Here is a 13,127-nt window from a genome sequence, read left to right on the forward strand (position 1 = left end):
TAATTGTTAATAAGAATTATTACCTTTTTGAGGCGTTCTATAGCTATGCGCAATGCCAGGATGCGTATGCGCGCTGCCAAAGCGGCAAAACAGACTTCGCGAAAAGGTGAAAAATAGATTAGCCCGTCTTTTGCACGTCGCAAGGGGAGATACCGTAGCGTCGACGAAAGGCGGTAGAGAAATTGGTGGCGTGCTGATAGCCCGACATCCAGGCCGCCTGCTGCACGCTGTACCCCTCCAGCAGATAGCCTCTGGCCCGCGCCAGCCGGCAATCGCGCAGGTAATCAAAAACCGAACAGCCGTAGGCCTGGCGAAACTTACTGCGCAAGCTGCTGGAGCTCATCGCGGCCCGCTGGGCCAGCTCGTTCAGGGTGTAGTCGTTTTCCGGCGCCTGCTCCAGTAGGCGGCGAACTCTCTCCAGGCGCAGCTGCTCGCCGCCCGCTGGGAGGATCTGCTTCGCGCTTTCATCCTGGCACACGCTCAGGCCATGGCCGAACAGTTGCAGGATCAGCCCCTCCAGCATCAGTTGCCGGGAAACGCGGCCCGGCGCGCTCTGCTGGGCATACTGCAGGCCGCTCAGCAGAAAACCCGGTATCTGCCAGATGAGCGTTGGCGTCTGGCATCTTTCCCATTCGCGCATCAATGAAGCAAGCAGTCCGTCGCGCCAGGCGCCGTCCGGGTAGAGTCCAAGGGAGAGCGTGCGGAGCCTGCTGTTGGCATCGTGACGGGCGCACATGACCTGATGTTCGCTAAGGCGTGAGGTGAACGCCATCCCGGAACGCACAAGGTGCTGCTCGCCGTTGAGAGTCAGGGAAACGCTGCCTTCCAGCACCACCAGCATATAGAGAGGGCTGCTATGGCGGGAGGTGGTTTCATAGGGCTGCAATACGTGAACATCTGAGTGGGTGATGCACATCCCGCAGGGCAGCGTCATCTCTTCCACTTCACCTTGCAGCACCGGGCTGGCGTGCGAGGGCTCCGGCGTTTGCAGCAGCGGAAAGCGATAGTCGATACCATAGCGTTCACCAAACGCCATAAACTCGCTGACGGAGAAGGTTCTTCTCAGCGCCTGGCGGGCCGGCTCGTTCTGCCCAGGAGTATTGTTCATGCGGTTTTCTGCACTGGAGATGAGGCTTCATCGGATGAGGTAACCTTACCATTGTGCGGGCAGGGCGACAATAAAGATGAGAATGATTATCAGTGTTTGCATTGCATGCTGCGGTTACTGCAGAACGGCGCGCGGATAGCTGCTATCCGCGCGCGGGAGAGTCAGGCGTCGGCGTTATCCAACGGCCAGGAGTCAAACAGGTAGCCGTCGAAGTAAATATCATCGACGTTGGAGAACTCCAGCAGACGGCGTTTAACATTTTCCAGATGCTGCCACATGGCGAGTTTTGCCGCCCGGGCGTCTTTTTTGATTAAGGCGGCAAGGATCCGTTTATGATCCACCAGCCACTCCTCGCGGTAGTGAGTGTCGCCGAGATGGCGGTGCAGCTGGATCCACATGGGATTATTTTCCCGCCACTGCCATGACTGGCGGAACAGTTCTACCAGCATACTGTTGTGCGTCGCTTCGGCGATGGCCAGATGAAACTGCATATCGCCGCTTTCGGAACCGCCCGGCGCGCTGCTGGCCAGCTCGCGCTCTTCCAGCTGTAAGGCCTGGCGCATTTTGATGATATCTTCCCGGGTTGCCTGCAGGGCGGCAAATTCGGCGATATTGCTTTCCAGCAGTTGGCGGGCCTGCAGCAGCTCAAAAGGACCGGCATCATTACAATGCTTCATGTCCGCGCTCTCCACCGCGCCTTCCGCCGCGACGTTATCCAGCACATAGATCCCGGCGCCGCGGCGCACTTCGACCAGCCCTTTAATTTCCAGCATGATCAGCGCTTCGCGAACCACGGTACGGGTTACATCCAGCATCTCGGCGATCTCGCGCTCAGGCGGCAGGCGATCGCCAGGGTTATAGGGCGTCTTGACGATGAGATCGCGAATTAACGCGCCGACTTCCTGATAAGGTCTGTGCTGAGAAGTTTGTGATTTCATGGTGTTAAGTTGTGATATGCAGTAGCCCGGTGGTTGACTATAGCATTTGGCCGGCGGGTTGGCATCACTCTCGGCCCGGAGAGGGAAAACGGGTCAACCAAATTATTGTTCAGTTGACCCGTGAAAGAAGGGAGATTACAGACTGGCGCTAACCGCCGCCACGCACTCGCGGGCGCCGCGCTCGCACAGCTGTTGATACGCCAGGGTAACCGCGTTGACGAAGTCGCCATTGTCCGGCAGATCGTGGGCAAAGATCCCGCTGATGGCCAGCAGCGCGGCGACGCGCTCCGCGCCCTGATAACGCTGATTAATCTGCTGGATCTCCGTTAGCAGCGGGTCGACAACATCAATGGGTTGTCCCTGCTCATCGCTTCCCTGGGTATAGCGCATCCAGCCCGCCACGCCGAGCGCCAGATGGCGCCAGCTGCTGCCGTTTTGCAGATGCAGACGAATTGGGTCAAGCAGGCGCTGCGGCAGCTTCTGGCTACCGTCCATGGCGATCTGCCAGGTGCGGTGACGCAGGGAAGGGTTGCTGAAACGGGCAATCAGCAGCGTGGCGTAGGCCTGAAGATCGGTGCCTTCCGGCATCGAGAGCGTCGGCGCCTGCTCCTGCATCATCAGGGCAAAAGCCGCTTTGCGGTATGCCGGGTTAGTCATGGTGTCGGCGATGGTTTCATAGCCGCCGAGATAGCCGAGATAGGCCAGGAAAGAGTGGCTGCCGTTGAGCATGCGTAGCTTCATCATTTCAAACGGCACGACGTCTTCAACAAACTGCGCGCCGACTTTGTCCCACTCCGGGCGGCCGTTGACGAAGCTATCTTCAATCACCCACTGACGGAACGGTTCACAGGCGATGGCGCACGGATCGTAGACCCCAAGCTGGTCAGCAATCTCCTGTAGGGTTTCAGGCGTTGCCGCGGGCACAATGCGGTCAACCATGGTGCACGGGAAGGTCGCGTGAGCTTCAATCCACGCCGCCAGCGCTGGGTCACGGGCCTGGGCCAGGCCAAGTACCGCCACTTTCGCCACGTGGCCATTCTCGCGAACGTTATCGCAGGACATCACCGTAAAGGCGTTTAGCCCCTCTTCACGGCGCAGGCGCAGCGCTTCGACGATGTAGCCTATAGCGGATTTCGGCGTCGCCGGATGGGCGAGGTCGTGTTGAATCAGCGGATTATTCAGATCGAGCTGACCGCTGGCCGCATCGGTGCAGTAGCCTTTTTCCGTTACCGTCAGCGAAACGATCGCCGTTTGCGGTCGCGTCATGGCGCGCAGAATGCCGTCACAGCCGTCGATTTCCGGATGCAGCGCCTCTTTCATCGAACCGATAATTTTCAGCGCGGTGCTGTCAGCGCCTTTTTCCGCCACGGTATAAAGCAGCTGCTGATTTTTCAGATTCTCAATCAGGAGGCGGTCGTTGCCCGGCATCAGGTTGACTTCGCAGATGCCCCAGTCGCTATCGCTGGTTTCCAGCAGATGATGGGTATAAAGCGCCTGATGCGCGCGGTGAAATGCGCCGCAGCCCAGATGAACGATGCGGGATTCGAGACGAGAACGATCCCATGCAGGGCGCGTAACCGGCAGGTTGCTGTCGGCAATGGTTGCAGTCATAGCAAACTCCAGAGTGGGCCGCAACAGGCGGCCGAAGAGGAAAAGGCGGAGCCTGCTGCTCCGCCGGTCAGGAATTAGCGGCTAAAAAAAGCGCGCTGGATCGCCAGCTCCACGCCGCGGACTTCGGCCAGCCCTTTCAGGCGACCAATTGCGGAATAGCCGGGGTTGGTTTTCTTTTTCAGATCGTCGAGCATCTGGTGGCCGTGGTCAGGACGCATCGGGATAAGATCCTCTTTGCCTTCCGCTTTACGGCGGTGCTCTTCTTCGACAATGGCCTTCACCACTTCATACATGTCCACGTCGCCGTGCAGGTGCGCCGCTTCGTGGAACGTTTTCGGGTTCTCTTCACGTAGCGTAGAGCGCAGGTGGGTGAAGTAAATACGCGGACCGAACTGCTTAATCATATCAACCAGGTCGTTGTCGGCGCGTACCCCGTAGGAGCCGGTGCACATGGTAAAGCCATTCGCCATGCTGTTCACGGTATCGACCATCCACTGCATATCTTCAATCGTTGAGACGATGCGCGGCAGGCCGAGGATCGGACGCGGCGGATCGTCCGGGTGGACCGCCATACGCACGCCAACCTCTTCGGCAACGGGAATAATCGCTTTCAGGAAGACGGCGAAGTTCTCGCGCAGTGCGGCTTTATCGATATCTTTGTAGGTTGCCAGATGCTGGCGGAACTGGTCGAGGGTATATCCTTCTTCCGCGCCCGGCAGACCGGCAATGATGTTACGGGTCAGGCGCGCTTTATCCTCTTCGCTCATGGTGGCGAAGCGCTGATTCGCCTGGGCGACCTCTTCGGCGGTGTAGTCCGCTTCCGCACCCGGACGCTTAAGGATATGCAGCTCAAAGGCGGCAAATTCAATTTGATCGAAACGCAGGGCTTTGGAGCCGTCCGGCAGGACGTATTCCAGGTCGGTACGGGTCCAGTCGAGGACCGGCATAAAGTTGTAGCACACGGTACGAATGCCGCACTGGGCCAGATTGCGTAGGCTCTGCTGATAGTTAGCGATCCACTGCGCGTAGTTGCCGGTATGGGTTTTGATCTCTTCGTGAATTGGTACGCTTTCAACTACCGACCACACCAGCCCGGCTTCTTCCACGATGGCCTTACGCTTGAGGATCTCGTCAACCGTCCACACTTCGCCGTTCGGGATATGGTGCAGGGCGGTGACCACTCCGGTCGCGCCCGCCTGACGGACGTCAGCTAAAGTGACCGGATCGTTAGGGCCATACCAGCGCCATGTCTGTTCCATGCTTAACCTCTTTCACGTTTTGACCTGTTCCAGGCCGCTGCTTTGATGGGAGTGTCGGTTCCGGTCAACCATCGTAACGGAGAGAAACCAGACGATATGGCGTATAAGTTCCTCCAATTGGTCAAACATGTCAACCATAACAGCGAAATTGGTAAACCAAAATGTGATGGAGATTCGCTAATGGCCTGAGTGCTAACCCATCGATATTTTAGACTCGTTGCGTCGCGCGGAGAGATTCTGCTGAAGCTCAGGAGGGCATGAGGTCCCGCGAAGCGGGTCTTTATAAATGGTTAACCAATGGCGTCAACATATCGACCAGATGCGTCAGAAATCCGCTGGGCTTGCAACAGATCACACTTTTTAATTAATACGATTTCCTTATAAAAACTACGTGTTATCATTTCGCTGGTAAATATCTTTTCAACTCTCACCGAGGCTTTGATGCTGGAGAATGTCATCATTAGATAATCAGCTTACCGACCTTATCAGGCCGGACTGGTTATCGCTGCGCTTAAACTTTACGCGAACACCCGTGGGTGTTGGCTCGTTTTTACGCATGATGATTAACAGGTTTCTTCAGTATGAATCTATCCCGTCAGGAACAACGTACCTTACACGTTCTCGCTAAAGGTGGCCGGATCGCGCATATTCGCGATGCATCAGGCCGCGTAACCTCTGTTGAATGCTACAGCCGCGAAGGGCTCCTGCTCAGCGACTGCACGCTCGCCGTTTTCAAAAAACTCAAAACCAAAAAACTCATTAAGTCCGTCAACGGGCAGCCCTACCGTATCAATACCACCGGGCTGAACAACGTTCGCGCTCAGCTGGACAACCGCTAAGGAGCAACTGATGACAAACCATAACTTCACCTTTCACATCACCTCAGAGCGTGATGCTGCAGATATTCGCGAAGTTGAAACCCGGGCCTTCGGCTTTAGCAAAGAGGCCGATCTGGTTGCCGCTTTGCTCAACGATGAAAGTGCTCACCCGAGCTTATCTCTGCTGGCCAAACATAATGGAAAAGCCGTTGGGCATATTTTGTTCACCCTGGCGACGTTCAAAGGGGAGTCTGACTCTCCGATGATGCATATCCTTGCCCCCCTGGCGGTGGTGCCGGAATACCAGGGCGTGGGCGTAGGCGGATTGCTTATCCAGCGCGGTATTGAGCATCTGAAAGCCGCAGGAAGCGAGGCGGTATTTGTTCTGGGACATGCCACTTATTACCCGCGGCATGGCTTTGAACCCTGTGCCGGAGATAAAGGCTATCCGGCGCCTTATCCCATTCCCGAGGAGCATAAAGCCTGCTGGATGCTGCAGCGGCTTTCGTCCCGGCCGCTGGGGAGAACCGGTCAGATACAGTGCGCCCGGGCGTTAATGAAACCCGAGCACTGGCGCGAGTAATCAATAAGGAAATGATGATGACGATTAGTACGATTATCAGGGATTCCGCAAACGCAGTTTTGCCGGAGGAGGAGCGCAAAATCCCCTGGGATGAACCGGCGTTTAGCCAGCGTATGCTGGAGAATCATCTGTCGCAGGAGCACGACTGGGCCAGCCGCAGGCTGGCGGTTATTGAACAACAGGTGGCATGGCTTGCCGGGCAGCTGCCCGCCGGCGCGCGCATTCTGGATCTCGGCTGCGGGCCGGGTTTTTATACGCGCCAGCTGGCGGAGCGCGGCTTTTGCTGTACGGGCGTGGATTTTTCTCCGGCGTCGATCGCCTGGGCTCGTCAGCAGGCGCAGGCGGCCAGCCTTGATATTACCTATCACCAGCAGGACGTTCGCCACTACCAGCCGGAAGAACAGTTCGATTTCATTATGATGACCTTCGGTGAACTGAATGTGTTCAGCGCGGCTGAAACCCGGGCGTTGGTTAATCGCTGCGCGCAGTGGCTGGTGGCGGGAGGAAAACTGCTTATCGAAGTTCATACTTATGCTGAAGTTAAACGGCAGGGGATGGCTGAACCCAGCTGGCAGCGCTGTCCGCAGGGGCTATTTCTGGATGTACCGCACCTGCTGCTGACGGAGCACGCCTGGGATCCCGCTGCGCAAACCAGCGCAACGCGATTTATGGCGATTGAAGAGAACGGCAACGTGACGCGCTTCGGCAGTCAGATGACCGCCTGGCAGGATGACGCCTGGCTCAACCTGCTGCATACGGCAGGTTTTACCTCAATTATCCGCCCGGATGGGGCGGCATGGCCGGTCAGCGATACTTTTACCGACAAGCTGTACGCGCTGCTGGCCGAAAAAAACGAATCTTATTTTCTTACTACCCACTCAATGAAAGGAATACCAACATTGGATATCCCACGTATTTTTACGATTAGTGAAAGCGCCCACCGCATCCATAACCCGTTTACGCCGGAAAAATACGCCACGCTTGGCCGCGTGCTGCGGATGAAGGCCGGAACGCGGATACTTGACCTTGGCAGCGGATCGGGGGAGATGCTCTGTACCTGGGCGCGCGACCACGGTATTAGCGGCACCGGCGTCGACATGAGCGCGCTGTTCAGCCAGCAGGCTAAGCAGCGGGCAGCAGAGCTCGGGGTTGCCGACCGCGTCACGTTTATCCATCAGGACGCCGCTGGTTATGTGGCCGATGAAAAATGCGACATCGCCGCCTGTGTAGGCGCAACCTGGATTGGCGGCGGCGTAGCCGGGACGATCGAACTGCTGAGTAAAAGTCTCAAGCCCGGAGGCATACTGTTGATTGGCGAACCGTACTGGCGCCGGGTTCCGGCAACGGAAGAGGTCGCGCAAGCCTGTGGCGCCTCTTCGCTCGCCGATTTTCTGACGCTTGCCGATCTGGTTTCCTCTTTCGATGCGTCTGGCTATGACCTCGTCGAAATGGTGCTGGCGGACCAGGAAGGCTGGGACCGCTACGAAGCGGCGAAATGGCTCACCATGCGCCGTTGGTTAGAGGACAACCCCGGCGATGAATTTGCGCCAGAAGTTCGGGCGGAGCTGACAATTGCGCCAAAGCGCCATGCGACTTACACGCGTGAATACTTTGGCTGGGGGGTATTTGCGCTGATCAAGCGGTAGTTGAAATCCCCGGCGTAGCAGGAAGGCTATGCCGGGTTCAGAATATCTCAAATCCGTAGAAGGCGAGTAAAAGTTAATCGTCTTCTGATTCTGGTAGGTTAACCTATTCAGTTTTATGGGGCCATGTAGAACTCGGAATATGAGTCGTTTAAAAATATTCCAATTGAATTTTATTCAAGTAAATGCAATATGGTTATTATTTTCATCATATGGAATACAATGAGGCGCTTGATATATGGGAGATAAAGTACAGGCTTAAGCTTAATTCCTCTATATAAATTTACTTTATATTAATCGGTATTATTATATTTAGATCTATTTTCTAATATACACGATGGTATATATGAGTCCCAACCATTACATTGTATAAATTTTTTAAGTTGTCTGGTGTTTAGACAATCGGTTTTTTCCAGACATCGTGATATTCTTTTTTCAATTGCCTTTAGTGACACATTTTCTATGCTGGCGATTTCTTTTTGCGTCTTATTACAACTGAGTAAAAATATAGTTCTCCATTCAACATCGCTAAATAATGATGTAGGTGAGGATGATGTAACCATCAACTCGTTGAGTGACAATTCGTTGTTGCTAAACACATGTGAATGAACATCGTTTATAAATGCCGGTGTTATTTGTAGTAAAACCAGATTTACTTTGTCTGTTTCCACTGATAATGGGTGGAAATGAAAAAGAGATATATTCCAGTTCCCCTCCACGACATAAGCTTCTGCTTTGACAATTCTTTTCTTTAGTTCAATAGCCTGAGATACCGAACTTAATAAATTGATGCCATTTGATTCATTAAGATATGAAAATATATCATGTTTGGTAATGTTTATATGCTCAATGTTAAAGAGTCCTTTAAAAGCTTCATTATAAGAACTTAATGTAGTCTTTCCACTTACATCAACAACTGCCCACGGATCGATACTATTATTCAGCAAGTCAGATAATTTGAAACGATGCATAGTATAGCCTCATCAATCTGGATTTTGGTGAAGCAAACCTACAACGTTCAAATCATAAAATTAACACTTAACGCTAAATATATAAATCATACAGAATTAATGACTGATTATTATAAATAAAGTAGATTTAAATGTCGAAAAAACACAATGTGTTACAGACTGGTACGTCATGAATTTAACCTACTGCAAATAAACAGAGGCGAGAAGTTATTGATGAATAGCATCTGTTGTTTGTCGATTTGCTCAATTTTTATAAGAAAAACATTTCCGGGTGAAGCTAAAAAAAGTGGTTGAAAATCTCCAGGTATGGCGTCCCTCGAGTTCATTGTTTTGATTAAGTTAAATCTAAATATAGAGGTGGCTTTATTATATCTGAATAAATAAATTTGAGATATGTCAAGAATTTTTGCTTTCGAGTGTATCTTTCCATTTATTGCAAAGGAGACTTCATCAGATGATACTGGAGAAACATGTATAAATAATTTGCCGATATAATCGTCATTGTATACGTTTAAAATACCACTACACTCAGGGATCTCTCTTTTGTGAAAATAAAGATAGGCCGATAAGATAAAAAATAAAGTTGCTAATGATGTAAATGCTACACTAATTTTATGATATTTAGGTCTAATTTTTTTGAACATAGAAATTATTGCAATTTGTTGTTGGATGTTTAGTGTGGTTTTTATTACAAATATAATAAAAAGATGTTCTGGTTCCCCATTGTACAACGGGGCTTAAAGCATAATTATCATAATAATAAATAATGTGTGGAGTAGTACAAGTTTTATGAAGGTTAATTTTACTAATGCTTAAGAGGTATGATACATCGATATCATCCTCATCGACTTCATAGTATGAGCTAATAAACTCAATTTTGCAACTTCCAACTAATCCAATAGTGGTTGTGTTGGTATTGTTAAGATAATAATTGTTCTTATAAAAATATACGGAAGATATGATTGAACATAGCAAAAGAAAACCAGAAGAAAACAAAAAAATTAATGATGTAGACGGTTTTTTTTCTAATTTTATATCTGATGTAGCGCTATTGCTTAATGAGTTTGCTTTATTTATTTCCGTTACATCAGCATTGAAGATAATGCCTTCTCTGACTTTAGTTTCAATGATGCTCTCAATGCCATAGTTAAAGAAAGATTTCCTCAAAAATGAAATGACATTGTTTAAGTTATGCATCGACGGTGTCAGCCCGTGTTTGCCCCAGACTTCATCCAGAATCAACTCCTTGGGTACTAGAATATTTTTGTTTTTCACTAAAAAAAACAAAGTGCGATTTTGTACTGGTGAAAGAGACATTTTTTCAATTAAATCGCAAGCATGTTCCAATGAAGCATCTTCTGGATTGTAAATTAATGACGAGTTAATTATAAACACTTCGCTTCCTTATGAAGACTATAAAGAAAGATGGCATGCTGTGAACAATAAAATCAGATACCGATTTAACAATGCAGATTATCACATGTCCATACAGCACTTTCAATGTTTCAAAAATAATAAATTGTAAATTAACTCTATAAAGGCAGGCGTGGAAAAAAGTAGGGTTTTACCCCATTTAAATAAAGGGATTTTATGAACATAATTCTTAACGCTGGCCGTATGACTGGTGAGTATAGGGAGGAGTAGAATATCTATCAAGGTTATCACTCAAATTAATCTCGTTAATACCTTAGTTAGAAATAACGATCTACCGCTTTTTCAATCAATATCGAATTAACTATTCGTAAACAGAAAAACCAAGGAAATTTTATGAAATTCAAATCACTGGCATTAGTTATGACTTCTGCACTGGCTCTGACTTCTGCAGCAGCATTCGCGGCGACCACCACCGTGAACGGCGGCACAGTACACTTCAAAGGTGAACTGGTCAACGCCGCCTGCGCGGTTGATGCGGGTTCTGTGGATCAGACTGTTCAACTGGGTCAGTACCGTACTGCCAAACTTGCTGCTGCCGGTGACGTTAGCCAGAACGTCGGCTTCAACATCCAACTGAATGACTGTGACACTACCGTAGCGACAACTGCAAAAGTGGCATTTGCTGGTGTAGCGGCTAACGCAGCTAACCCAACCGTGCTTTCTGTTGCTTCTTCTGCAGCAGGCGGCGCCACTAACGTGGGTATCCAGATCCTGGATTCCAAAAGCGTACCGCTGGGTCTTGATGGCGCAACCTTCAGCACCGCTGTGACTCTGAAAGACGGTGTGAATATTCTGCCGTTCCAGGCGCGTTACTACGCTCTGGGGGCAACCACTGCGGGTGTCGCTAACGCCGATGCGACTTTTGCCGTTCAGTACGAATAATCACCACACCACGGTAATGACAGGATGTCATACAGGGCCACGGAAGGCCTGTCCTTAAACGGAATGAAAGGGTGAGATGATGCGTCTGCTAATAGTGAGTCTGCTGTTTCTTCTGCCCCCAGCGCTGGAAGCTGGCGAGTACTGGGAGACCATGCTACCCGGAGGGGCCATGAGATTTCAGGGGGAGCTGCTCGCAGAAGCCTGCAGCGTGGAAATTTCTGACCGTTCCCTTACCGTGAATATGGGGCAAATCCGGACAAATATGCTGCATGCTCCGGGTGAAGATGCCGACCCGGTTGAGTTTGATATTCATCTTCGGGACTGTAACCGAAACGTCAGCCAATATGTCGGGGTGACTTTCAATGGTGTTGCTGACGGTAAAAATCCTGATGTTATTTCGGTCGGCGAAGGTCCTGGCATTGCACAGGATATTGGTGTGGCCATTTTTGATGCCTCCAATACGCTTATTCCGCTCAACAGCCCGCCAAGGCGAGTTGCGTCTGTTGTGAACGGAGAAACCATATTGCATTTTGTCGCGAAGTATCGGGCAACAGGACATCATGTTATGGGAGGAAAGGCGGATGCACAGGCGTGGTTTTCTCTGACATATGAATAACAAAAATAGCATGTACTGCAAGTTTATATATTTTAGCCATGAAGAGGGTCTGAGGTGAAGAAGAAAACTGGAATATCCCGCAGGTTACTGGCTGGAGTGATGCTGCTGACTTGTGCAGCCCTCTCATTGCAAGCAAAAGCGGCTGTGGCACTCGGTGCCACCCGGGTCGTTTATCCTGCAGGTCAGAAACAGGTTCAGCTCGCGGTAACCAATAATGATGAAAAGAGCACATTCCTGATTCAGTCCTGGGTGGAAAATTCGGCGGGTCAGAAAGATGGCCGTTTTGTTATTACGCCACCTCTTTTTTCCATGCAGGGAAAAAAAGAAAATACCCTCCGGATTATCGATGCAACAAATAATCAGCTTCCACGTGATAGGGAAAGTTTGTTCTGGCTGAGTGTGAAAGCTATCCCGGCAATGGATAAATCAAAGACGAATGATAATGTCCTGCAGCTGGCTATTATCAGTCGGATAAAACTTTATTACCGTCCCTCCGGGCTCTCAGTCGCGCCAGAAAAAGTGGCGGAGTCCCTGCGCTTCAAACGCCAGGCAGGAAAGTTGACCATCAGTAACCCCACGCCTTATTACGCCACAGTGACGGAGTTGAATGCCGGTGCGCGCAAACTGAATAACGCACTGGTTCCACCTCTGGGCGAGGCTTCAGTGGATCTGCCTGCCGATGCCGGTAGTCAGATTACTTACAGGACGATTAATGATTACGGTGCGCTTACGCCCAAAATGACTAGCCAGAACCAGTAAGGGCCATAAGTCTGTTCTGCATCACGGATTAACTACGGATCCTCTTTCAGCTGATTACCGGCGAATATATTCGAGCCGGAGGGAATATGTCACATCTGATATCTGAAAAAGGGCTAAAAACCCCGAGAAAAAGGACGCTCTCCGGATATAAATCTGGCTGCCGTTTTACCTTAATTCCACTTGCCTTACTGATTGCGGCAAATATTCCGTCAGCCCGGGGCGAGCTTTATTTTAATCCCCGGTTTCTGGCTGATGACCCGGCTGCAGTGGCGGATCTTTCAGCTTTTGAAAAAGGCCAGGAAGCTCCTGCAGGAACCTACCGGGTAGATATCTATCTCAATGATGGTTATATGACTACGCGTGATATCCGGTTTATGGCCAGTGAGAAGGACCACAGTTTGTCTCCCTGTCTGACCCGTGGGCAACTTAGTGGAATGGGGGTCAATACCCTGTCTGATGTAGCCCCCTGAAACACCAGACAGTAGCTGTATCTCCAGATAAGAGA

The 13,127-nt window shown here is 50.7% G+C and carries 12 protein-coding genes and 2 pseudogenes; 8 read left to right on the top strand and 6 right to left on the bottom strand.

Annotated elements, in window-relative coordinates; genetic code table 11:
* Positions 1–118: 118 nt before the first annotated feature.
* The 4 genes from IAE27_RS26790 to uxuA form a co-directional block, all read right to left on the bottom strand.
* The gene (locus tag IAE27_RS26790) at positions 119–1,108 is read right to left on the bottom strand and encodes a helix-turn-helix transcriptional regulator (RefSeq protein ID WP_047720347.1); all 990 of its coding nucleotides are present in this window, start codon (positions 1,106–1,108) and stop codon (positions 119–121) included.
* A gap of 161 nt (positions 1,109–1,269) precedes the next feature.
* Positions 1,270–2,046, bottom strand: a complete 777-nt coding sequence (gene uxuR, locus IAE27_RS26795) for a Uxu operon transcriptional regulator (protein WP_004099223.1) — start codon at positions 2,044–2,046, stop codon at positions 1,270–1,272.
* A gap of 135 nt (positions 2,047–2,181) precedes the next feature.
* Positions 2,182–3,657 (bottom strand): fructuronate reductase, encoded by a 1,476-nt coding sequence (locus IAE27_RS26800; protein ID WP_004110817.1) that lies wholly within the window; start codon positions 3,655–3,657, stop codon positions 2,182–2,184.
* A gap of 74 nt (positions 3,658–3,731) precedes the next feature.
* Positions 3,732–4,916: a mannonate dehydratase gene (gene uxuA, locus IAE27_RS26805; RefSeq protein ID WP_004099225.1), complete on the bottom strand. Its 1,185-nt coding sequence runs from the start codon at positions 4,914–4,916 to the stop codon at positions 3,732–3,734.
* Positions 4,917–5,497: 581 nt separating this feature from the next.
* Here uxuA and IAE27_RS26810 point away from each other — a divergent pair.
* The 4 genes and pseudogenes from IAE27_RS26810 (at position 5,498) to IAE27_RS29745 (ending at position 7,963) form a co-directional block, all read left to right on the top strand.
* Complete coding sequence (locus tag IAE27_RS26810; RefSeq protein ID WP_004110819.1) at positions 5,498–5,755, top strand: YjhX family toxin; 258 nt, start codon at positions 5,498–5,500, stop codon at positions 5,753–5,755.
* Positions 5,756–5,765: 10 nt separating this feature from the next.
* Positions 5,766–6,317, top strand: a complete 552-nt coding sequence (locus IAE27_RS26815) for a GNAT family N-acetyltransferase (protein ID WP_023329286.1) — start codon at positions 5,766–5,768, stop codon at positions 6,315–6,317.
* Positions 6,318–6,430: 113 nt separating this feature from the next.
* Positions 6,431–6,859, top strand: a pseudogene (locus IAE27_RS29740) (class I SAM-dependent methyltransferase); the annotation flags it as partial.
* 339 nt (positions 6,860–7,198) lie between these two features.
* Positions 7,199–7,963: an SAM-dependent methyltransferase gene (locus IAE27_RS29745; protein ID WP_224227635.1), complete on the top strand. Its 765-nt coding sequence runs from the start codon at positions 7,199–7,201 to the stop codon at positions 7,961–7,963.
* Positions 7,964–8,253: 290 nt separating this feature from the next.
* Here the strand turns inward: IAE27_RS29745 and IAE27_RS26825 are convergent, their stop codons facing one another.
* Both IAE27_RS26825 and IAE27_RS26830 read right to left on the bottom strand, forming a co-directional pair.
* Complete coding sequence (locus tag IAE27_RS26825; protein WP_135800006.1) at positions 8,254–8,931, bottom strand: helix-turn-helix transcriptional regulator; 678 nt, start codon at positions 8,929–8,931, stop codon at positions 8,254–8,256.
* Between the two features lie 627 nt (positions 8,932–9,558).
* A complete protein-coding gene (locus IAE27_RS26830; RefSeq protein WP_004099232.1) occupies positions 9,559–10,326 on the bottom strand; it encodes a winged helix-turn-helix domain-containing protein in 768 nt (255 codons plus the stop codon).
* Between the two features lie 372 nt (positions 10,327–10,698).
* On the opposite strand from IAE27_RS26830, the gene fimA reads away from it, so the two are divergent.
* From fimA to IAE27_RS26850, 4 genes and pseudogenes are all read left to right on the top strand, one after another.
* The gene (gene fimA, locus IAE27_RS26835) at positions 10,699–11,247 is read left to right on the top strand and encodes a type 1 fimbrial major subunit FimA (protein WP_004099233.1); all 549 of its coding nucleotides are present in this window, start codon (positions 10,699–10,701) and stop codon (positions 11,245–11,247) included.
* A 76-nt stretch (positions 11,248–11,323) separates the two neighbouring features.
* Positions 11,324–11,863, top strand: coding sequence for a fimbrial protein (locus IAE27_RS26840; RefSeq protein WP_105889758.1), 540 nt, complete (start codon positions 11,324–11,326; stop codon positions 11,861–11,863).
* 99 nt (positions 11,864–11,962) lie between these two features.
* On the top strand, positions 11,963–12,622 hold the full coding sequence (locus IAE27_RS26845) for a fimbria/pilus periplasmic chaperone (RefSeq protein WP_105889759.1): 660 nt from the start codon (positions 11,963–11,965) through the stop codon (positions 12,620–12,622).
* An 86-nt stretch (positions 12,623–12,708) separates the two neighbouring features.
* Positions 12,709–13,071, top strand: a pseudogene (locus IAE27_RS26850) (FimD/PapC N-terminal domain-containing protein); the annotation flags it as partial.
* Positions 13,072–13,127: the final 56 nt, after the last annotated feature.

It is taken from the genome of Klebsiella sp. S69, assembly GCF_016516145.1.
GTDB lineage: Bacteria > Pseudomonadota > Gammaproteobacteria > Enterobacterales > Enterobacteriaceae > Klebsiella > Klebsiella oxytoca.